The following is a 21,146-nucleotide window of genomic DNA, read 5'->3' on the forward strand; positions in this document are numbered from 1 at the left end:
ATTATGCCATGCGCCGCTTGAGCCAGCGCAATAGCATGCCCAGTAGCGGCAGGGTTTCGTAGACGCCGGCGGCGGCATCCCAGTAGTCGCGATGCTCGGCAATCAGTCCGGCCTCGTCCAGTTGCAGCAGGCTGCCGCCATGAATCAGGCGGGCGCGGCCAAACAGCGAAAAGCTGAAATCCCAAGTGACAAAGGCACGATTGCCTTCGCACACTGTCTCGATCATCGTGAAGCGCGGGTCCTGCAGTTTTTCGAACATGCGCGTATAAAGCTGGGCGATGGCGTCCCGCCCTTCGATACGCTGGAACGGGTCGCTAAAGTGGGCATTGGCGGCGTAAACGCGGCCGATATCGGTCAGGCTTTCAGGGCTTAAACGGCTAAACCAATCAAGATGGGCGGCAAAAAGCGCATTCATAATCCGGTGACCTTGTGCATCAGGTAAAACCAGGCGCGGTAAGGCAGATGTGCGGCGAGTTTGACCCAGCGGGTAAAGCGTTTGGGGAAGTGGATATCGAAATGGCCAGCAGCAAAGCCGGCCAGAATCTCGTCTGCCGCCTGTTCCGGGCTGATCAGCGCCGGCATGGTAAAGGCGTTGCCGGCGGTGAGCCGGGTTTTGACAAAGCCCGGGTTGATCACCCACACCCCGATCCCGCGCGGGGCCAGATCCAGATAAAGGGTTTGCGCCAGATGATTGACCGCCGCCTTGGTCGCACCATAGACCAGCGCATTGGGCATGCCGCCGGCGCCGGCGACGCTGGCTACCAGCGCGATGCCGCCTTTTTGCTGGCGCAGCAGTTGCGGCACGCAAGCGGCAACGGCGTAAAACGGCGCCATCAGGTTGATGTCGGTCAGGCGGCGCGCGCTGTCCGGCGTCAGCTCCCAAGCGCGTAGCGCCTGATAGTCGCCGGCCAGCAGAATCACCAGGTCGATATCGCCCCATTGGCTGGCCAGCGTGTCGCAAGCAGCTTGCCATGCATCCGCATCGGTGGCATCGAATGGCAACATGATGTCGCTTTGTTTGGCTACTTCCGCCAGTGCTTTCGGGTTGCGCCCGGACAGCGCCAGCGTCGCGCCTGCACTTTGCAGTCTGGCCGCCAGCGCAGCGCCTATGCCGTGGCCGGCGCCAATCAGCCAGACGCGTTTACCCTGCCAGTTGCTTATGCGCGGGTTCAGACTCATGGTGCCGCTCCTTTTTGCAGCATCAGGGTGATGGTGCCGACCTCGATGCCGAATTTGCGCATGACCGAGCGATTAAGCAACTGCTTGTCGTCGATCTGAAGCATCCAGTCATCAATCGCCACATCCCACTCGCGCCCGTCGACCTGGATGCGCAGGGTATACGCCAGATGGAACGCCGCGCCGGCACCCGCGCCGCGGGCATCGCCCACCACATCGCCGGCACGGCCCAGATAGCGGCCATCCGCTTGGCGCATGAGTGTCCAGACGCGGCGCTGGCGCTCGCCATCATCAAACACAAAGCGCTCATCCAGCTGGCCGCGTGTGCCTTGCCAGCTGGCGTCGATATCCACGACAAAACGGCGCAGCACCTTGCCGTTTCTATCCTGCACCATGCCCCAGCCGCGTAGCGGCCCGGCAAAAAACTGTTCGAGTTTGAGTGCGGGCGTAGTGGCCTGGTAGTCGGCCAGTTTCGGGCTGCTGCAAGCACCAAGCAGCAGCGCGCACAGCAGCAGGGTAAAAGAGCGGATCATGGCATGCCCTCCAGTTGGGTTCGCAAGCGTGCAAGCCAGGCCCAGGCGATCAGCTTGACCGCACAAGGCAGGCCGGCGTAGAGCAGGATCAGGGCGCTGGTGTTGGCACTATTGCCCGGGGTGTAGCCGGCTAATGCCGCCAGCGGCAAGGCGGTGCCGGCTGCCAGCGCCAGCGCCAGCTTGCCGACCAGGCTGACGGCGCCGAAATAGGCGCCACCGCTGCCATGGACTTTCTCGTCGATAATGTCGGCCACCATGGCGGTGGAGTAGGCCAGATCGGCGCCCAGTGCGCTGCCGGTCGCGATGCAGACTAGCCAGAAGGCGGCACGATTGTCTTCGTTTAACCCAGGCACCAGCACAAAGCCGGCCAGCGCCAGCGCCATGCCGACATACCAGGCGCGCACCTTGCCCAAGCGGACGGCCAGGCGCAGCCATAAGGGCAGGCTGGCCGCCGCACACAAGAAGTAGCTGAGTAAAAATCCGCCCGCCAGTTCGGGGGCGTGCAGCACATCGGCAACATAAAAATTGAACAAGGTGGCGGGCAGCGCCATCGCCATGGCGTTAAGCAGCAGCACCAGCAACAGGGCGAGAAAGCGCCTGTCGGCCAGAACAATGCGCCAGTCGGGATGGGCGGCGGGCACGGCAGGCGCAAGCGGGGCGCGGTTAAAAGCCCACAGTGCAAGCAAGCTTGCCAGCACCAGCAAGGCGGCGAAAGCGGCCAGCCCGGTCTTGATGCCGTAGCGGGTGCTTAATGTTGCCGGCAGTGCGGCCGCCAGCAAGACGCCGATCACCGACAAGCCTTCGCGCCAGGCCACGATGCGCTCGCGCTCGTGTTTGTGGCGGCTTAAGGCCGCGCCGTAGCGTAAAAGCGCGATGCTGATCCAGCCGTGGGCGGTGTAAACCAGCAGCAAGGACGCCGCCATCTGCCAGGCCAGCGGGAGGCCGGTCTCGGGGAGTAGCAGCCAGAAAAAACCGGCCAGCCCCAGCACCGTCATCAACAGGGTCACGCGGCGCAAGGCCGTGCTTGAGAGCTTGTCCTGCCACACGCCCAGCAGCGGATCCTGCGCGGTATCGATCAGCCGGGCACCAAACAGCAAGGCGCCGATCAGGCTCAGCGACATGCCGTATTCGCTGGCATACAGCATGGGGGTGAACACATAAACCGGCAGCGCCGCCATCGCCAGCGGCAGCCCGGGCAGGCCTGCATTCAGTAGCGCGCGCGTGCCAAGCATCAGCGTGCCTTGGCCAGTAGCGCGCTGCGTAGCGCCGGCTCGCGCGTGTCCGGGCTGAGCCAGATGCTGAAAAAGCGGCGCCCGAAGCCCGGGTCGGTAATTTGCCCTGTTTCCCGGCCGTTGTGCCAGAAGCGGGTATGGCCGTTGGCGTCCTGCGCGCCGACGATCACATCGCCTTGTGCGACGCTGGGGAAAACGCGGCGCAGCGTGCTAAACACCTGTGGCAGTTCCGCTTTTGGGGTGCCCAGGCGTGCCATTTCATCACGACTGGAGGCGGCCAGCTCGTCGGTACTAAAGGCGCGCGCATAGCGTATTTCCAGTGCGAACGGCGCTTGCCAGGCAAACTCGCGCCCGCCCGGGGTATAGAGCGTAGCCTGATACAGGCGCAGGCCGAACCAGCGCATATTGCCGCTCCCCCTTGCCTCCAGTTCAGGCAGTGCCTGCGTTACGCTGGCAGGTAGCGCTTGTGCGAGGGGAATAGCCAAACACAGCGCACTAAGAACGATGAATTTCAAGTTGGCAGACATCGGTTCGCCCCGTATCAAATCCTGCAATGCAATAAGCCAGATAAAAACGCCACAGCCTGATAAATGCCTCGTCAAAACCCTGGGCATGTATGCGCGGCAACTGCTCCTCGAATTGCGTATGCCAGCGGCGCAGCGTTTCGGCGTAGTCGGCACCGAAGCGGTAGTCGTCGGTAAGGTTCAGCCCGGCGCGGCCAATTTCACGCTTGAGTGCAGCGGGGCTTGGCAGCATGCCGCCGGGGAAGATGTATTGCTGGATAAAATCGGTGCCTTTGCGATAACGGGCAAAGTATTCGTCGCCTATGGTAATGACCTGCACCAGTGCGCTGGCGCCTGGCTTTAAGCGTTCGCGCAAAGTGGCGAAATAGCTGGGCCACCAGCGCTCGCCCACTGCCTCCAGCATTTCAATCGATACGATATGGTCGAACTGGCCGCCCACATCGCGATAATCGGTCAGGCTCAGGCTGGCCATTTGCGCGATGCCTGCCGCTTCCAGCCTGGCTTGGGCATAGGTCAGCTGCTCGGTCGACAGCGTGACGCCGGTGACGTGGACACCGCGGCTGCGGATCGCATACTCGGCAAAACCGCCCCAGCCGCAGCCGATTTCGAGGATGCGCGCGCCGGGGGCCGGATTCAGCCGCGCCAGAATGCGCTCGTATTTGGCGGTTTGTGCGTCTTCCAGCGAGCGGCTGTAGTCCCCTGCGAACAAGGCCGACGAGTAGCTCATGCTGCCATCCAGCCAGAGCCGGTAAAACGCATTGCCCAAGTCGTAGTGGGCGTGGATATTGCGTCGGCTGCCGGCGCGGGTATTGGCGCGCGTCAGGTGGCGCAGCCAGTAGGCCAGCGTCCCCAGCCAGCTGCCATGGATGGCCTGTTCCAGCGCATGCTCATTGACGGTGGCCAAGTGCATCAGTGCGACCCAGTCCGGGCTGTCGATCTGCCCGTCACGATAGGCTTCGGCCAGGCCAATATCGCCGCTGCGCGCAATACGGGCCAGTGCCTGCCAGTCGTGTACCTGCAAGGTGGCGTGCAGCGTGCCCTCGGTGCCGCGGTAATGCTGGCTTTGCCCTTGCGGGTCGATCAGGGTCAGCGTGCCGTGGCTGATGCGCGGCAACGCGAGCAACAAGGGGCGGGCCGCAAGCGGCAGGCTGGGTGTCTGGCGAGTCAGGCTCTCGCTTGCTGTGTTCATGCTTCACTCCTCGTGGGTTTGGGGTGGGCAATGCCCGTCTTTACCGATAAAAGGCACGCCCTTGCGCCATAAGCGAAAAGCCTGCCAGTGGATGCGCAGCCAGACGGCAAAGGTCAGCGAAGAACAGGCCAGGGCGATACGCAGCCAGTTGGTGGCCGAAGCAGGGCGCGCTTCGCCGCTTAGCAAGGCGGAGAAGGTGGGTGTCGCTTCTTGCGGGCTGTAATCGATACGCACAAAGAATCGCTGCTGGCCGGTTTGCAAAAAGCGGAAGTCATACTGCCCCTCGATGCGGTAAAACGGCGACACCTGCAGTGCTTTGGCGGCACGCCCGTAAAGTGCGCTCGCGCTGGGAGTGACCGGTGCCGGCAGGCAGTAATCGTGATGTGCGCCAAAAGTATTGTTGACTTCAACCCATGCGGCCAAGAGCCGGCCTTGCGTGTCTTCGGCCAGATAAAAGCTGGCCGGATTGAATACATAGCCCAGCACGGATGGCAGGGTATGCAGCCGGATGCGGGCGACGCCATGGATATCGTGTTCGGCCAGGCGCGCGCATAGCCACGGAAACAAGGGGCTGCCGTCACGCGGGCCATGGTTTTGGCGCTGCCAGACAATGCCGGGCGCAAGTGGCAGGCGTTCGACATCGCATTCGGGCAAAGGCAGCGCAAGCCAGGCATGCGGGTAGCGAAAGCTGTGTTTGACCGGTGCTGTCCGGCCATGCCAAACATGGCCGACAAAGAGCTGTGCCTGCGCTTTCATGCGGGCGTGGCCTCAAGGTTTTGCGGCGCGCTTGCCTGTGCGATGGGTTTGAGCGGGTGTGGCCACGGGACGCTGGCGCCCAGTGCGATCGCGACGCGCATGCCTGCTTTCAGGCCGTCTTCGTGAAAGCCGTTGCCGGTCCACGCGCCGGCAAACCAGACGCCGCCCTGACCTTGAATGCTGTCCAGCCGGGCTTGGGCTGTGCTGGCGTGCTGGTCAAGCAAGGGGTGGGCATAGTCGAACTCAGCCAGTACCCCTTTGGGCTCGCGGTGCGGATTGAGCGTCACAATCACCGGGCTGCTAAAGGGCAGCGGCTGCAACTGGTTGATCAGATAGCTGACGGTGACCGCATCGCTGTCGCGGCCATGACGCGCCATGCGGTAATTCCACGCCGACCATAGCGCTTTTCTGTCCGGTAAAAATGAGGGGTCGGTGTGCAGCAGCGTACGGTTTTTCGGGTAGCGGATGGCGGATAGCAGCGCGTGTTCGGCGTGCTTGGGGGATTCAAGCAGCGCCAGTGTCTGGTCGGTGTGGCAGGCGAATACGATCTGGTCGAAGTGCTCGCGTCCGCAGCGGCTGTCGACCCATACGCCATCGTGCTCACGGCGCACGCGCATGACCGGACAGTTCAGGCGCAAATCGGAGAGGCTGGCGCAAATTTTTTGCACATACTGGCGCGAGCCGCCCACCAGCGTGCGCCATTGGGGCCGGTCATTGACCTGCAGCAGGCTGTGGTTAGCGCAAAACTCGAAGAAGGCGGCCGCAGAAAAATCCAGCATGCCGCGGGTCGATGTTGACCAGATTGCCGCCCCCATAGGCAACAGATACCAGCGGCGCATGGCGTCGCCAAAGTGGTGGCGGTCGAGTATCTCGCCCAGAGTCGCACCATCTTGCCTGGCTTGTGCTTGCAAGGCGGGGGCCAGGCGGTGCAGGCGCAGAATGTCGCGCAGCATGCCCCAAAAGCGCGGGCGCAGCAGGTTGCGCTTTTGGGCGAACAAGGTGGCGAGATTGCTGCCGGCCCATTCCACACCGTCCGCTTCATGCGTAACCGAGAAGGTCATTTCGCTGGGGCAGGTTTGCACGCCCAGTTCGGCAAACAGCGCAATCAGGTTGGGGTAGGTGTGGGTGTTGTGCACCAGAAAGCCGGTGTCGACCGGGTGGGTGAGGCCGTCCAGCGTGACGTCGACCGTATTGCTGTGGCCGCCTGCATAGTTGGCTGCTTCAAACAGCGTCACCGCATTCCCGGCACGCTCCAGTAGCCAGGCGCAGGACAGTCCGGCAATACCAGACCCGACAATGGCAATCTTCATAGCGGTTTACCTCGATGGGTTTGCTGTCTTTATCCTGTAGTCGACCTTATTAGTCAAGTTTTTGTATAGTACAAAAAGAAACAAAGCTAGCACCTGTCTTGCATGCGCAGGTAAAGCACTGTGAAAACGTATAGACCATCAGGCAGGAAGAGAGCTGTGGCGGGTGTGCCACGGGCTACAGGAGGCGCATTGGTGTGGCCGCTGGCCTGACCCGGGCGTCAGCCAGGCTGGTCAGCACAGCGATGCCGGGTTTGTTTGTAAAGGCGGATTATGCTTATGCATGGCCAGGTGCGAATGGCAGGGGGTGCTGCATTCGTCTGTGCGATGGGTTTAAGCTGGTGTGGTACGGGATGCATGGGCGCCATGCTATTGCCACGCGTATGCCGCAGCATCGGGTTTTTCCGATAGTGATGGTTGCCACGAACGCATGTTCGGCTTGCTTGGGTGAGTCAAGCAGCGCCAGCGCGCTGGGCGCTGTGTCCGGCGCACATAATCTGCTCGAAGAGCGCGTATCCAGTCAGGCTGTCGACCTATACCCCTTCGTGGTGATGGCGACGGCGCAAGCCGGAAAGATCGGCGTAAATCGTTGTTACCCGCTCAGACTGTAGCGGGCGGGCGTTGGCGCAAGATTTTCAGGGCGGCTACTTCGCTAGGGACGGTGTCGAAGTCGGCGATAAAGTCGGGACTGATGCTTCGTGGGCGGCCGCGCAGGGTGTCGACGCAAACGAACAGGCTCTCGCCGCGGGCGACGGGTTTCCCGCTGTGTGTGCATTCAATCAGGTATTGCCGGCGCGAGTGATTCCCTTCGAAGTCGACGATCCAGGTGTGCAGCGCGAGCATCTGGTCGGCGAATACGGGGCGCAAGTATTCAATGTGTTGGCTGCGCACGACCCAAGAGTGGTCGCACTCGAGATAGCGTGCGATGCCCCAGCCACGGTGGGTAGAGTGCTTGAGCGCGGCATCCTGCATCCAGCGTAGGTATTCGACGTTGTTGGCGTGGCCGTTAAAGTCGATGGCTTGCGCGGGAACGGCAAAGCGCCAGGTAAAGACATCTTTCATGATGTGTTCCATTCGGTGCTGGCTGGAGATTAGCGGACAGGAGCGCGGAATGCGTCGTGGCAGCTTTTGCAACTTTGCGCGACGGCACCGTAGCTGATGCGTATGGCGGCCATATCTTTGGCGCGGGCAGCGGCGTCCAGCGTGTCCACGCGTTGTAAAAAGGTGGCTTGCTCCTGCTTGAAGCGCGCGCTCTGGCTCCAGATTTCGGCTTTGGCGCGGCTGTTTTGCTGGCTGCCGGCAGGGAAGCTGGCAAAGGGCTTGCCGGCATCGGCTTTGAGGGTGGCCGCCTGGCGGGCAAAAACATCCGGCCGGTAAGCATCGCGTCCGCGCACGACCGTGCCCATGGATTCGAAGCTGCGCAGCAGGGTCTTGAATTCCTTGACGCGGGTTTGTGCCGGCGTGTCGGCAAAGGCGCTTTGGGCGCATAGCAAGGTGCAAAGCAAAATAAGGCTGGGTTTCATGGCTTGGCTAATGGTAGGGATAAAAAAGCCCCGCCCGGATAAGGGCAGGGCAGCTTGCGTCTGGCGCGCGCTTAATCGGCCTTGCGGAAGCTGTCGTGGCAGGATTTGCAGCTCTGGCCGACTTTGCCGAAGGCCGGCTTGATGGCAGCCATATCACCGCTGGCGGCAACCTTGGCCAGTTCAGCCGTTGCCGCTTCATGTGCCGTGATCTGCTTTTTCCATTCGGCCGGCTTGGACCAGATTTCGCCCTTGGCTTCGGTCTTGCCCTTGTCCGTGCCCGGGGTGAAGTACTGCCATGGCTGCTTGGAAATTTCTTCCAGATGTGCAGCCAGTTTGGCAAATTCGGCCTGATTGTAGGCGGTCTTGCCTTTGACCATATCACCCATAGGGCCGAAGGTTTTCTTGTAGTCCTTGAAAACGTCCTGGCGCTGGGTCACGGGGTCGGCAGCGAAGGCCAGCGAGCAGCTCGCGGCAAGGACAGCACTTAGCAGCAGTTTTCCGGCATTCATAGATCAGGCTCCATTGTGTTCAGGGATAGATAGCTAGCAGCATATCATTTTTGGGTAAAAGCCACATTCAGCCAAGTGTTAATGAATATTTTTTGAGGCCGCTTTTCACGTCGTAGCGCGCCATCGTTTGTGCGCGGTGATTTAACCGGCAAACACCCGCGTCAGCGCCGCACCGGGATCGGCTTCGCGCATAAAGGCTTCACCGACCAGGAAGGTATGCACGGCATGCTCGCGCATGCGCGCGACATCGCCGGCATTGACGATGCCGCTTTCGGTCACGGCGATGCGTTCGCTGCCGATTTGCGGCAATAGCGCAAGCGTGGTGGCCAGATCGACTTCGAAAGTACGCAGATTACGGTTGTTGACGCCGATCAGCGGTGTCTTGAGCGTCAGCGCATCGTCCAGCTCGGCACCGTTATGCACTTCCACCAGCACGGCCAGGCCCAGTTCTTGCGCCAGCGCTTCCATATCGCGCATCTGGGCACGCTCAAGCGCGGCGGCGATCAGCAAGATGCAGTCGGCGCCCATGGCACCGGCTTCATAGATCTGGTAGTCGCCAATCAAAAAATCCTTGCGCAGCACCGGCAAGGCGCATGCTGCGCGCGCCTGCTGCAAAAATGCGCTATTGCCCTGAAAATAGGGTACATCGGTCAGCACCGACAGGCAGGCCGCACCATGCTCGGCATAGCTTTGGGCGATATCCGCCGGGCGAAAATCGGCGCGGATCACGCCCTTGCTCGGGCTGGCCTTCTTGATTTCGGCGATCACCGCCGCGTCGCCCGCTGCGTGCTTGGCGCGGATGGCGGCGACAAAGTCGCGCCGCTCTTCGCGCCGGTCTTCGGCCTCGGCGCGCAGTGAAGCGAGCGGGCGGCGGGCGCTGTCGCGGGCGACTTCTTCGGCTTTGGTGGCCAGAATCTGGTTCAGAATATCGGACATGGTTTCTCCTGCAAGGTCTGTTGTTTTTTATTCTGGGGTGTGTGCGTGTTCGAAAAAGCGCAGCAGGCGTTCGGGTAGCCATGTGAGATGGCCGGGGAAGCGGCCGCTGGCAAAGCCGACATGGCCGCCGTGCTCGGGCTGCTCCAGCGTGACATAAGGGCTGACTTGTGCCGCGTCGGGCAGGGCGCTGGCCGGCAAAAAGGGATCGTTTTTGGCATTGATAATCAGCGTCGGGCGGCAGATGGCCGGCAGCAAAGGCTTGCTGCTGGCGCGTGCCCAATAGTCGTGCACATCGCGGTAGCCGGCCAGCGGTGCGGTGACCAGATCGTCGAATTCGGCAAAAGTGCGCGCAGCCTTGACGCGCCCCGCGTCAAACAGGCCCGGGTGCGCCTTCAATTGTGCCAGCGCCTTGGGCTTGAGCGTATCGAGAAACATGCGGGTATAGATGCCGCGCCCCAGTCCACGATCCAGACAGGTGCTGGCCGCAGCCAAGTCCAGCGGCACGGAAACGGCCGCTGCGGCCTGAGCCAGTGCCGCCGTGCCGGACTCGCCCAGATACTTGAGCAACATATTGCCGCCCAGCGATACGCCGGCAGCAAACAAGGGGTGCGGCTCTTGAGCCAGGCGCGCCAGTATCCAGGCGACTTCAGCCGAGTCGCCGGCATGGTAGGCGCGTGGCAGGGGGTTGGGCATGCCGCCGCAGCCGCGAAAATGCGGCACGACGCCATGCCAGCCGCGCGCGGCAACTGCTAGCATCAGCGCGCGCGCATAGTGGCTGTCGCTGCTGCCTTCCAGTCCGTGAAACAGCACGACCAAGGGCTGGCCGCTTTGGCCATGGATGCGGTCTACGGCGATTTGAGCGCCATCCGGGGTGGGCCACAATTCGCGCTGGTAGGCAGGGCGGGGCGGGCGCATGAAGAGCGCCGGCCAGATAGTCTGGGCATGGCCGCCCCGCAGCCAGCGTGGAGCGTGATAAGGCAGAGGAGCGGTCATGGTCGGGTTTAAGTGTTTTCTTCCTTGAGAATCTTCTTGCCCGGTTCCGGGTGGAAGTCTTTCAGGGTCTGGAACAGCTGGCGGTAGGCCTTGGGCGTTTTCTGCTCGGCCAGCTCCTTGCGCGCATTGCGGATGGTGGTGCGCATCTGCTGCACATCGGCTTCCGGGTGCTCGGTGATAAACACGGCCAGCATGGCATCGTCCGCCATCAGGCGGTCGCGCCAGCGTTCCAGCAGCATCAGCCAGGCCGCATGCTGCGAAGAGTCGCCGCGTACGATGGCCAGTTGCTGGCGGATAGGCTCGGGGTCGATGCTGCGCATCAACTTGCCGATATATTGTTCCTGTCGCTTTTTCGCACCATGGCTGGTGAGGCGCTTGTGCTCGAGCACGGCTACGCGCAGGTCTTCGTCCAGCTCGATTTTCTTGAGCTTGTCGGTGGAGAGTTCGGTCAGTGCCTTGCCCAGTTCCTGTAGCGCGTCCATCTGGCGCTTTTTTTCGGATTTGCTGGTCAGGCCTTCGTCTGCACTATCGTTGTAAAGGTTAGTCATGCTTGTCGCTGTGATTCCATTCAAGGCTGGTATGATACCCGAAAATACCGGCGCCCGATTCGCCGTGGTGCCGGCTCCCACTACACAAAGGTTAATATGGCAGACTCTGCGTTCAGTTTCAGTCGTGCGGCTCTGGAGGCCGTGAGTGCGCGTGTGCTTGATCTGGCCGGCAAGGCAGGCGCGAGTGCTTGCGAGGTTGATGTATCCGAAGCCTGTGGCCAGTCGGTCAATGTCCGCTTGGGTGAAGTCGAAACCATCGAATACAACCAGGACAAGGGGGCAACCGTCACCGTGTATCTGGGGCAGAAAAAAGGCCACGCCAGCACTTCCGATTTTTCCGAGACGGCGCTGGCCGATACGGTCGCCGCCGCCATCAATATCGCGCGCTTTACCGGCGAGGATGAAAGTGCCGGTCTGGCGGATCCGGCCTTGCTGGCCAGCGACTTTCCCGAGCTGGATCTGTATCACCCGTGGAATCTGCCGGTGGAGCAGGCCATTGCCCATGCGCTGGCCTGCGAAAACGCCGCCCGCGGCGTGGATGCGCGCATCAGCAACTCCGAAGGCGCGGGTGTTTCCAGCCAGGTCAGCCAGTTTGTTTACGCCAATAGCAACGGCTTTATGGCCGGCTTCCCCGGCTCGCGCCACAGCATCTCCGCCGCCGTGATTGCCAGTGAACAGGGCGCGATGCAGCGCGACTACTGGTACAGCTCGGCGCGTCATGCCAGCGATCTGGATGCTTTCGATGCCGTCGGGCGCATCGCCGGCGAGCGCGCCGTACGCCGTCTGGGCGGGCGCAGCATCAAGACCGGCAATTATCCGGTGTTGTTCGAGGCGCCAGTGGCTTCGTCGCTGATCGGCCATCTGGTCAGTGCAGTCAGCGGCGGCAGCCTGTACCGTAAATCCAGCTTCCTGCTGGACTCTTTGGGAACCCAGGTGCTCGCGCCTTGCGTCACCATCGATGAAGACCCGTTTGTGATGCGCGGCTTTGCCTCGACCCCGTTTGACAGCGAAGGGGTGGCGACCCGTGCGCGCCGTCTGGTCGATCAGGGCGTGCTGAACGGTTACTTCCTCGGCTCTTACTCGGCGCGCAAGCTGGGCATGCAAAGCACCGGTAATGCCGGCGGCAGCCATAACCTGCTGGTCCATACCACAGGCGAGAGCTTTGACGAGTTGTTGCGCAATATGGGCACGGGCTTGCTGGTGACCGAGCTTTTGGGCCACGGCCTGAATCTGGTGACCGGCGACTATTCGCGCGGCGCGGCCGGTTTCTGGGTGGAAAACGGCGTGATTGCCTATCCGGTGGAAGAAATCACCATTGCCGGCAATCTGGCCGATATGTTCAAGCACATCAGCGCCATCGGTAGCGATGTGATGGTGCGCGGCGGCAAGCATTGCGGTTCGATCCTGCTGGAACGCATGATGGTGGCCGGCAGCGAGTAAATGCTGCCGCTTATGAGCAAATAAAAAATATCAGGCCGGCGCGAGCCGGCTTTTCTGTGTTGGGAGGGGGTATGAAATTGGATTTGTTCAGCCGGCGCACCGGCTTCTTGTTGCTGGCCTTGTCTTGTGCCGGCGCCATGGGTTTTGCGCTTTATGCGCAGTATGTGTTGGGGCTGGAGCCTTGCCCGATGTGCATCATGCAGCGCATCGCGGTGATTGCAACCGGCATCTTTGCCCTGCTGGCGGCTTTGTTGCCCTTGTGCCAGGCGCGGGTAGCCGGGGGGCTGGCGTTCTTGTCGTCGTTGTCTGGCGGCGCAGTGGCCGCGCGCCAAGTGTGGTTGCAGCAACTGCCGTGGGATCAGGTGCCGGCTTGCGGGCCGGGTCTGGACTATATGCTGGAAACCATGCCCTTGTGGAGCGTGTTTTCCAAGGTGCTCAAGGGCTCGGGCGAGTGCGCCGTTGTCGACTGGACCTTGTTCGGCCTGTCGATGCCGATGTGGAGCGGCCTGTTTTTTGCCGGCGCACTGGGCTTTACCCTGCTCCTGTTGTGGCGTAGTCGCAGCTGAGGCAAGCCGTCTGCCGGCTTTGACTATCCTTGCTCACTCGGTGTGTCTTTGGGTGGCAGACCGTCTTGCCAGCGCTTGCCGTTCCACTCTTTAGCCGCATGGCTGCCGTCGCAGAACGGTTTGTTTTGCGAGGCACCACAGCGGCACAGGGTGACGCGGTTGCGGATTTCGTAACTGCTGCCGTCGCTGGACTCGATACGGATGCCGCCCTTGACCCATAGCGGGCCGGAGCAATGCAGCGGCGTGTCCTCGATCAGCCCCAGTGAAGGCGGCAGCACATCTTCCAGCGGGGTACCGCTTGCCTTGTCCCATGCCAGCAAGCGCCCGGCCGGGCAATGCTGGCTTTCGTACTTCACATATTCGGCTGCTTGCGCCGCCTCGCTTTTTTCGACCAGATTCCATACCCGCCCTTTGCCGTCGCAAAAGCGGGCGTAGGCGCAGTAGTCCGGGTTGTCGGTCAATGCGAGCGCGGGGCCATCAAAGCGCTGTGCGCCTTCCAGTATCGGGGCGCGGCTGGCCGTTTCGCTGCCGTCAAAGCCGATGTCGGCATGGCTGCCATCGCAGAACGGCTTATTGTTCGATGCACCGCAGCGGCATAGCGCGGCCGGCTCGCTTAGCGCATACGCGGCGCCTTCGGCATAGGTCCACGAGTTGCGCTCGCTATTGTTGCAGATGAATTGCTGAATGAGCGGCGGCTGGCCATACACCAGATAAGGGCCGTTTTTCAGGATAACGATGCGGTAGCGCGGCTCGGCTTCACGGGAGCCGGGCGAGACAGAAGAATTTTGATGCATGCTGCCCTTCCTCTTGAATGGTGGTGCTTAGTGCTTAGTGCTTAGCGCTTTGGGCCTTCGTGCGGGCGCAGATCAAATACCAGCACTTCGGCATCTTTTCCGTCACTAAAAGTCAGCAAGGTTTCATCGCGGATGCGGGCACCGTCGCCGGCGGCAAAAGGCTGGCCATTGACGCTGAGCGCGCCGCGCGCGACGTGAACATAGGCATAGCGCTGCTCAAGCGCCAGGCTGGCCGTCTCCCCGCCATCAAATAGTCCGGCATACACCCGCACATCCTGCCAGACCGGCAATGCATCGTCGGCCTCGTCAGGCGATATGATCAGGCACAGGCGGCCACGGCGCGCCTTGGGCGGGAAGTGGCGCTGCTGGTAACGCACCGGCCCGCCCTGACGGTCGGGCACGATCCAGATCTGCAAAAAATGCACGGGCTCATGATCCGAGGCATTGTATTCGCTATGAAACACACCGCTGCCGGCGCTCATCATCTGCACATCGCCCGGCCGGCACACCTCTTCGTGGCCGGCCGAGTCCTTGTGCGCCAGACCGCCTGACAGCACATAGGAAAAAATCTCCATATTGCGGTGCGGGTGGGTGCCAAAGCCCTGACCCGGCTCGACCGTATCGTCGTTAATCACCAGCAGGTCGGAAAAACCAGTTTGTTGCGCATCGTAGTAGTGGCTGAAAGAGAAGGTATGGTGCGAATGCAGCCAACCCAGTTGCGACAGGCCGCGCATTTTGGCGCGTCGAAATTCGATCATGCTGTCCTCCTTGGCGCGGTGGCCGGCAAGCCAGAAGCATTCATCTGCTGACGGAAATGGCAGCCATCAGCATGGCTGTTACGCTCGCAAAAAGCAAAAAAGCGTTCGGCTGGTTTTTTGCCGCGAGCTTGCGGCTGGCTGTTTTGCTTGCCAGCACCTAGAAAGTCATCAGGCTATCTTGCCTGACGATTCTTCAGGGGTGTTCCATGCCGAGAATACTGATTATCGGTGCCAGCGGCCTGATCGGTAGCCAGATCTGTGCTCAGCTTGCCGGGCAGGATGAATTACTTAAGGCGAGCCGTCATGATGCGTCGTATCCGGTCGATATCAGCGATCCCGCCTCGCTGGGTGCTTTGCTGGATGCGGTCGGGCGCGTGGACGGCATGGTGTGCGTAGCCGGGATGGTGCGTTTTAAGCGCTGGAACAGGATAGAAGATGAGGACTGGGCATTCAGTCTGGCCAATAAACTGATGGGGCAGGTGAATCTGGTGCGGCAAGGCGTGAGCCATGTTAACGATGGGGGCGCCATTACCCTCAGTAGTGGTCTGCTGGCGCAATATCCCGTTGCCGGTAGCAGCATTGTCAGCACGGTGAACGCGGCTATCGAGGGTTTTGTGCGCGCAGCGGCGCTGGAGCTTGGTCCACGTGTGCGCATCAATGCGGTATCCCCCGGTTGGGTGGCGGAAACGCTGCAACTGATGCGCCAAGATCCCGCTCAGGGCTTGGCAGCGGCTCAGGTCGCCCAGGTTTATATCGGGCAACTGAAAAACGGCGCTGCCAGCAGTATCGCCACCGCCAGCCACTAGCGGCAGGCGGGTCTTGATTTGCCGGGCCTGCGCCGTTTTCTGCTAACGCTTATCCTCAGGCAGGACGCCAGCGCAACAAGGCATTCGCGACCCGGATGCCGAACTGGTGGCCGGTTGCGAGGTCTCCGGGCAAAGGTCCTTCGTCGGGGCTGGCATCCGAGGGCGACTGGGCGATGGCACCGGCGTAGGCGCCCAGCCAGTTGATGTCGTCCCGCTGGGCTGCCTTGCTATTGGAGGGCAGCATGCCCGTGCCGACCCACAGCATGCCGTGCTGCATGGCCAGCGTAATGAAGTAGTGCAAGGTCGAATGCTTGTCGCCGTTGACGCTGGCCGAGTTGGTAAAACCGGCGGCCAGCTTGTCTTTCCACGCCTGGCCAAACCAGCGCCGGCTGCTGGCATCGGCAAACTTCTTGAACTGCCAGGATGCGCCGCCCATATAGGTCGGGCTGCCGAAGATAATCCCGTCCATGCCGTCAAGCCGCGTCCAGGCCTCATCGCTTAACTCGCCCTGTGCATCCAGCGCGAGCAGTTCAAGATCGATGCCGGCCACGCTGGCGGCACCGGCTGCGACAGCCTCAGCCAGCTTGGCGGTATGGCCATAACCACTGTGATAAACGATTGCCAGTTTAGGCATTTGGATGCTCCTGTGCGAAATGGCGTAAATAGGCGCGGATGGCGCGCCGCTATACGGCGGTGTTGGCATGCCCATGGTGTGCTGCCCTCATCGTTGTATGCCATTTTTCGAGCAAATGCCGAGCCGCTTGGCTAGCGTAAAGAGTCTTGTCCGGTCGGAGCCTGCCGATGCCACCATCTGCCGATAGCGATGTAATAAGCCAGTTGATTGCCGCGCATGGCCAGCAGCGGGGCGCTTTGCTGCCCTTGTTGCATGCCATTCAGGCAAGATTTACTTTCATTCCTGCGCCTGCCATTCCCGAAATTGCGGCTGCATTACGCCTCTCTCGCGCCGAAGTCGAGGGCGTGATCAGTTTTTACGCCGATTTTTACCGCGAACCGCCGCCCCTTCATCGCCTGCGTATTTGCCGTGCCGAGTCATGCCGCGCCTGTGGTAGTGAGGACTTGTGGCAGCAGGCAAGCGCGGGTCATGGCGCACAAACGGCCATCGAGACGGTGTATTGCTTCGGAGCCTGCGCCGCCTCGCCGGCCATCGAGTTTGACGGGCGCTTATGCTGCCGGGTCGATGCGGCGCAATTGGATGCCTTGCTTAAGGACGCATCATGAGCGTACGTATCCGCATCAGCGAAGATTCGGTCGCCATTGCGCTGGGTGCCGATGCGCTTGCCACCGCCTTGGCGCAAGCTGCCGCGCAGCATGGCGAGTCGCTTGAAATTATCCGCGTCAGCAGTCGCGGACTTTACTGGCTGGAGCCTTTGATCGAGGTCGACACAGGGCAGGGTAGCTTCGGCTACGGGCCGCTGGCGGTGTCCGATGTCGAGAGTCTGTTGGCCGCCGGCTTCTTGCAAGGTGCGGCGCATCCGCTGGCATTAGGGCCGGTCGAGTCCTTGCCCTTTCTTGAGCGCCAGCAAAGGCTGCTGTTTGCGCGCGCGGGCAAAACCCGGCCCTTGTCGCTGGACGATTATCTGGCCAGTGGCGGCTATGCCGGACTCAAGCGGGTGCTGGCTGCGGGCGGTGACGCGTTTATGGCCGAACTGGAAGCATCCGGCCTGCGCGGGCGCGGCGGTGCTGCTTTTCCGGCCCATCTCAAGTGGGCTACGGTGCGGGGCGCTGCCAGCGGTGAGCGTTTTGTCGTGTGCAATGCCGATGAGGGGGATTCGGGCGCTTACGCCGATCGCATGTTGATGGAGGGCGACCCGTATGCGCTGATCGAAGGCATGACGATAGCTGCGCTCTGTGTCGGTGCCCGGCACGGTTATATCTATGTGCGCAGCGAATATCCGCAGGCAATTGCCAAGCTGCAGGCCGCCATCGGCCATGCCCGTGCGGCAGCTTATCTGGGAGACGATGTGCTGGGCAGCGGGCAGGCCTTCGAGCTTGAAGTCAGGCAAGGTGCCGGCGCGTATATCTGCGGCGAGGAGTCGGCCCTGCTCGAATCGATCGAGGGCAAGCGCGGCCAGGTGCGCGCGCGCCCGCCGCTGCCGGCCAGCCATGGCCTGTTCGGACGGCCGACGCTGGTACACAACGTCTTGTCGCTGGCTTCCATTCCCATCATTGCGCGTGACGGCGGTGCGGCGTTCTACCATTTCGGCCGCGAGCGTTCGCGCGGCACCTTGCCTTTGACGCTGGGCGGCTGTTTGCAGCATGGCGGCTTGGTGGAAACGGCCTTCGGTTTATCTTTGCGTACTTTGCTATACGACTTTGGCGCGGGCGCGAAAAACGGCGAAATCAAGGCGGTACAGGTGGGCGGGCCGCTGGGTGCCTGGATCACGGCCAGCGATTTTGATCTGCTGATCGATTATGAGGCCTTCGCGGCACATGGTGCCATCCTGGGGCATGGCAGCGTGGTGGCGGTCGATGCGTCGTGTGATATGGCCGGCATGGCGCGACTGGCGTTTACCTTTTGCGCCGCCGAGTCCTGTGGCAAATGCACGCCTTGCCGCATCGGTTCGGTACGCGGTGGCGAAATCATCGACCGTTTGCGTGATGGTAGCGCGCAGCATGATCAGGATGTCGCCTTATTGCTGGAGCTGTGCGACACCATGCGCGACGGCTCGCTATGTGCCTTGGGCGGCATGCTGCACTATCCGGTGCGCTCGGCGCTGACCCTGTTCCCGGATGCCTTCCCTAAGTGGAGAGCCAAATGAAAAGCCGTCAGGAAAAGGATAGGGGCACGCCTGCCGTGCAGAGCGATCAGCAGCTAAGCCTGCTGATCGATGGCAATAGCATCCGTGTGGCGGCCGGCACCTCGCTATTGCGGGCGGCTGCACTGGCGGGCTCGCCCATCCCCAAACTCTGCGCCACCGATACCCTGACCGCTTTCGGTTCCTGCCGGATGTGTCTGGTCGAGATCGACGGGCAGCATGGCACGCCGGCGGCCTGCACCACGCCATGTGCCGAGGGCATGGTGGTGCATACGCAAAGCGAGCGCCTGCAAGGCTTGCGCCGCGGCATCATGGAGCTTTATCTGTCGGATCATCCAAGCGACTGCCTAAGCTGCGCCAGCAATGGCAATTGCGAGTTGCAAGATACGGCAGGGGAAGTGGGCGTGCGCGAAATCCGCTACGGCCTTGGCCAGGGGACCAGCCATCTGGGCGAGCCTATCGATACCTCCAATCCGTATTTCGTGCTGGACCCCGAGCGCTGCATTGTCTGCTCGCGCTGCGTGCGTGCCTGTGACGATGTGCAAGGCACTTTCGCCCTTAACATCAGCGGTCGCGGTTTTGCTTCCCGGGTTGGCTTTTCCGGGCCGGATATGATGGCGTCCGAATGCGTGTCGTGCGGCGCCTGCGTTGAAGCCTGTCCGACGGCAACGTTGGTGGAAAAATCGCTGATCCGGTTGGGCCAGCCAACCCATGCGCTGACGACGACCTGTGCCTATTGCGGTGTGGGGTGTTCGCTGGAAGCCGAGGTCAAGGGCGGGCAAGTCGTGCGCATGACTCCGTCGCGTGCCGGCAAAGCCAATCACGGCCACGCCTGTATCAAGGGGCGCTTCGCCTGGGGCTATGCCACCCACCCCGAACGGGTGACACAGCCCTTGATCCGCGAGCGCATTGACGAGCCATGGCGGGCGGTGGGCTGGGACGAGGCAATTGCCTACGCCGCCGCCGGTCTTCGTAAGGTGCAGGCACAGCACGGCATCAATGCCATCGGTGCCATTGCGTCCAGTCGCTGCAGCAATGAAGAAGCGTATCTGGTGCAAAAACTGGTACGGGCCGTTTTCGGCAACCACAATATCGACAACTGTGCGCGGGTCTGCCATTCGCCCAGCGAATACGGCCTCAAGGCGGCGTATGGCGAGGCCGCCGGTACCCAGCACTTCGATTCGGTACGCCACGCCGATGTGATTCTGGTCTGTGGCGCCAACCCGACCGATGCTCATCCGGTGTTCGCGTCGCAGTTGAGGCAGCGTCTGCGTGAGGGCGCACAACTGATCGTAATCGACCCGCGCCATACCGGCTTGCTGGATACGCGGCATGCCCAACCCGGGCTGCATCTGGCGCTGACCCCCGGCACCAATGTCGCGCTGCTCAATGCCTTTGCCTATGTGCTGATCGAGGAGAAACTGGTCGATCGCGATTTTATTGCGGCACGCTGCGACGAGACGTCCTGGCTGTCGTGGCATGACTTTATCCTGCTACCGGAACATGCGCCCGAGGCCGTGGCCGCCGTCTGCCAGGTGCCGGCTGAGCAAATTCGGGCTGCGGCGCGGCTGTACGGACAGGCGGCCAATGCGGCAATCTTTTACGGTCTGGGCGTGACCGAGCATAGTCAGGGCTCGACCGGGGTGATGGCGTTAGCCAATATCGCCATGGCCAGCGGCAATATCGGCCGGGACGGCACCGGCGTCAGCCCTTTGCGCGGCCAGAATAATGTGCAGGGCGCATGTGATATGGGGGCGGTGCCGCACGAATTTACCGGCTATCGCCATGTCGGCTTGGCCGATGTGCGTGCCAGTTTCGAGGCGGCATGGGGCGTTACCATGTCCGAGGATGGCGGCTTGCGCATTCCGATGATGTTCGACGCGGCGCTCGAAGGGCGCTTTATGGGGCTTTACTGTCAGGGCGAGGACATCGCGCAAAGCGACCCCAATAGCCGGCATGTGCATGCTGCGCTTAAGGCCATGGATTTTATTGTCGTGCAGGACATCTTCCATAACGAGACGTCGAAGTTTGCCCATGTGCTGCTGCCCGGTGCGACCTTTCTTGAAAAGGACGGCACCTTTACCAATGCCGAGCGGCGCATTTCACGCATCCGCCGTGCGATGCCGCCAAGGGCGGCCCTGGCCGACTGGCAGGTTACGCAGGCGCTGGCACAGGCGATGGGTTACCCGATGGATTATCCGCATCCATCGGCAATCATGGACGAGATTGCGCGGCTGACGCCGACGTTTTCCGGTGTCAGCTACGATCTGCTCGAACGTCTGGGCAGCGTGCAATGGCCGTGCAATGCCGACGCACCCGAGGGTACCGATGTGCTGCACCGCACGACCTTCAGCCGCGGTCGCGGGCAGTTCAATAACACGCGTTATGTGCCGAGCGGCGAGCAGGTCGATGTGCGTTTTCCGCTGATTTTGACCACCGGGCGCATCCTGCAACATTACAACGTCGGCGCCCAAACCCGGCGCACCGATAATCTGGACTGGGTGGATGCAGATTGCCTGCAGATGCATCCGCAGGATGCAGCCATCCGCGGCATTGATGACGGCGCCAGGGTCAGGGTTCGTAGCCGCAGCGGCGAGACGGTGCTGGCGGTGAGTTTGAGCGAGGTGGTGCAGCCGGGCGTGGTGTATACCTCGTTCCATTTTCCGCAAACGGCGACCAATGTGCTGACCAGCGCCAATATGGACTGGGCGACCAGTTGCCCGGAGTACAAGGTTACGGCGGTCGAGATTGCTTTGGATCAGCCATAGCGAAGGGAGAG

The 21,146-nt window shown here is 61.7% G+C and carries 23 protein-coding genes; 6 read left to right on the forward strand and 17 right to left on the reverse strand.

Annotated features, from left to right (window positions below):
* Position 1: 1 nt before the first annotated feature.
* The 14 genes from M3P88_RS03505 to yjgA all read right to left on the reverse strand — a co-directional run bounded on the left by M3P88_RS03505 (position 2) and on the right by yjgA (position 11,226).
* Entirely contained in the window at positions 2-415 is a 414-nt protein-coding gene (locus M3P88_RS03505; protein WP_249614656.1) for a nuclear transport factor 2 family protein, read from the reverse strand.
* Entirely contained in the window at positions 412-1,179 is a 768-nt protein-coding gene (locus M3P88_RS03510) for an SDR family NAD(P)-dependent oxidoreductase (RefSeq protein ID WP_249614657.1), read from the reverse strand. The genes M3P88_RS03505 and M3P88_RS03510 overlap by 4 nt, the downstream gene beginning before the upstream one ends.
* Positions 1,176-1,709: a DUF3833 domain-containing protein gene (locus tag M3P88_RS03515; protein ID WP_249614658.1), complete on the reverse strand. Its 534-nt coding sequence runs from the start codon at positions 1,707-1,709 to the stop codon at positions 1,176-1,178. The genes M3P88_RS03510 and M3P88_RS03515 overlap by 4 nt, the downstream gene beginning before the upstream one ends.
* On the reverse strand, positions 1,706-2,941 hold the full coding sequence (locus M3P88_RS03520) for an MFS transporter (protein ID WP_249614659.1): 1,236 nt from the start codon (positions 2,939-2,941) through the stop codon (positions 1,706-1,708). The genes M3P88_RS03515 and M3P88_RS03520 overlap by 4 nt, the downstream gene beginning before the upstream one ends.
* Positions 2,941-3,468, reverse strand: a complete 528-nt coding sequence (locus M3P88_RS03525; RefSeq protein ID WP_249614660.1) for a chalcone isomerase family protein — start codon at positions 3,466-3,468, stop codon at positions 2,941-2,943. Before M3P88_RS03525 ends, M3P88_RS03520 begins: the two co-directional genes overlap by 1 nt.
* Positions 3,437-4,654, reverse strand: coding sequence for an SAM-dependent methyltransferase (locus tag M3P88_RS03530; protein WP_249614661.1), 1,218 nt, complete (start codon positions 4,652-4,654; stop codon positions 3,437-3,439). The genes M3P88_RS03525 and M3P88_RS03530 overlap by 32 nt, the downstream gene beginning before the upstream one ends.
* Before the next feature lie 3 nt (positions 4,655-4,657).
* The gene (locus M3P88_RS03535; protein WP_249614662.1) at positions 4,658-5,410 is read right to left on the reverse strand and encodes a DUF1365 domain-containing protein; all 753 of its coding nucleotides are present in this window, start codon (positions 5,408-5,410) and stop codon (positions 4,658-4,660) included.
* Positions 5,407-6,720, reverse strand: coding sequence for an NAD(P)/FAD-dependent oxidoreductase (locus M3P88_RS03540; protein WP_249614663.1), 1,314 nt, complete (start codon positions 6,718-6,720; stop codon positions 5,407-5,409). Before M3P88_RS03540 ends, M3P88_RS03535 begins: the two co-directional genes overlap by 4 nt.
* Before the next feature lie 597 nt (positions 6,721-7,317).
* Positions 7,318-7,779, reverse strand: a complete 462-nt coding sequence (locus tag M3P88_RS03545) for an acyl-CoA thioesterase (RefSeq protein WP_249614664.1) — start codon at positions 7,777-7,779, stop codon at positions 7,318-7,320.
* Between the two features lie 29 nt (positions 7,780-7,808).
* Positions 7,809-8,240: a c-type cytochrome gene (locus M3P88_RS03550; protein WP_249614665.1), complete on the reverse strand. Its 432-nt coding sequence runs from the start codon at positions 8,238-8,240 to the stop codon at positions 7,809-7,811.
* A gap of 71 nt (positions 8,241-8,311) precedes the next feature.
* On the reverse strand, positions 8,312-8,749 hold the full coding sequence (locus tag M3P88_RS03555) for a c-type cytochrome (protein ID WP_249614666.1): 438 nt from the start codon (positions 8,747-8,749) through the stop codon (positions 8,312-8,314).
* 141 nt (positions 8,750-8,890) lie between these two features.
* Positions 8,891-9,685 (reverse strand): indole-3-glycerol phosphate synthase TrpC, encoded by a 795-nt coding sequence (gene trpC, locus M3P88_RS03560; RefSeq protein WP_249614667.1) that lies wholly within the window; start codon positions 9,683-9,685, stop codon positions 8,891-8,893.
* A 27-nt stretch (positions 9,686-9,712) separates the two neighbouring features.
* Positions 9,713-10,678 carry a YheT family hydrolase gene (locus M3P88_RS03565; RefSeq protein WP_249614668.1) on the reverse strand — a complete coding sequence of 322 codons (966 nt, stop codon included), beginning with the start codon at positions 10,676-10,678 and terminating at the stop codon, positions 9,713-9,715.
* Positions 10,679-10,686: 8 nt separating this feature from the next.
* The gene (yjgA, locus tag M3P88_RS03570) at positions 10,687-11,226 is read right to left on the reverse strand and encodes a ribosome biogenesis factor YjgA (RefSeq protein ID WP_124735323.1); all 540 of its coding nucleotides are present in this window, start codon (positions 11,224-11,226) and stop codon (positions 10,687-10,689) included.
* Positions 11,227-11,322: 96 nt separating this feature from the next.
* On the opposite strand from yjgA, the gene pmbA reads away from it, so the two are divergent.
* Together pmbA and M3P88_RS03580 are read left to right on the forward strand one after the other, a co-directional pair.
* Positions 11,323-12,666: a metalloprotease PmbA gene (gene pmbA / locus M3P88_RS03575; RefSeq protein ID WP_249614669.1), complete on the forward strand. Its 1,344-nt coding sequence runs from the start codon at positions 11,323-11,325 to the stop codon at positions 12,664-12,666.
* A 71-nt stretch (positions 12,667-12,737) separates the two neighbouring features.
* Entirely contained in the window at positions 12,738-13,232 is a 495-nt protein-coding gene (locus M3P88_RS03580) for a disulfide bond formation protein B (RefSeq protein WP_249614670.1), read from the forward strand.
* 23 nt (positions 13,233-13,255) lie between these two features.
* On the opposite strand, the gene M3P88_RS03585 is transcribed toward M3P88_RS03580, so the two are convergent.
* Together M3P88_RS03585 and M3P88_RS03590 are read right to left on the reverse strand one after the other, a co-directional pair.
* A complete protein-coding gene (locus M3P88_RS03585; RefSeq protein ID WP_249614671.1) occupies positions 13,256-14,026 on the reverse strand; it encodes a CDGSH iron-sulfur domain-containing protein in 771 nt (256 codons plus the stop codon).
* A 41-nt stretch (positions 14,027-14,067) separates the two neighbouring features.
* Entirely contained in the window at positions 14,068-14,784 is a 717-nt protein-coding gene (locus M3P88_RS03590) for a pirin family protein (protein WP_249614672.1), read from the reverse strand.
* A gap of 206 nt (positions 14,785-14,990) precedes the next feature.
* Here M3P88_RS03590 and M3P88_RS03595 point away from each other — a divergent pair, with 206 nt between their 5' ends.
* Complete coding sequence (locus tag M3P88_RS03595) at positions 14,991-15,590, forward strand: short chain dehydrogenase (protein WP_249614673.1); 600 nt, start codon at positions 14,991-14,993, stop codon at positions 15,588-15,590.
* 55 nt (positions 15,591-15,645) lie between these two features.
* Here the strand turns inward: M3P88_RS03595 and M3P88_RS03600 are convergent, their stop codons facing one another.
* A complete protein-coding gene (locus M3P88_RS03600) occupies positions 15,646-16,224 on the reverse strand; it encodes a flavodoxin family protein (protein WP_249614674.1) in 579 nt (192 codons plus the stop codon).
* 167 nt (positions 16,225-16,391) lie between these two features.
* Between M3P88_RS03600 and M3P88_RS03605 the strand changes: the two genes are divergently transcribed.
* The 3 genes from M3P88_RS03605 to fdhF are packed head-to-tail and all read left to right on the forward strand — an operon-like array spanning position 16,392 to position 21,135.
* Positions 16,392-16,829, forward strand: a complete 438-nt coding sequence (locus tag M3P88_RS03605) for an NAD(P)H-dependent oxidoreductase subunit E (RefSeq protein ID WP_249614675.1) — start codon at positions 16,392-16,394, stop codon at positions 16,827-16,829.
* Positions 16,826-18,370 (forward strand): NADH-ubiquinone oxidoreductase-F iron-sulfur binding region domain-containing protein, encoded by a 1,545-nt coding sequence (locus M3P88_RS03610; protein ID WP_249614676.1) that lies wholly within the window; start codon positions 16,826-16,828, stop codon positions 18,368-18,370. The genes M3P88_RS03605 and M3P88_RS03610 overlap by 4 nt, the downstream gene beginning before the upstream one ends.
* Complete coding sequence (fdhF, locus tag M3P88_RS03615) at positions 18,367-21,135, forward strand: formate dehydrogenase subunit alpha (RefSeq protein ID WP_249614677.1); 2,769 nt, start codon at positions 18,367-18,369, stop codon at positions 21,133-21,135. Before M3P88_RS03610 ends, fdhF begins: the two co-directional genes overlap by 4 nt.
* Positions 21,136-21,146: the final 11 nt, after the last annotated feature.

Source organism: Craterilacuibacter sp. RT1T, from assembly GCF_023502145.1.
In the GTDB taxonomy this organism is placed as follows: Bacteria; Pseudomonadota; Gammaproteobacteria; order Burkholderiales; family Chromobacteriaceae; genus Craterilacuibacter.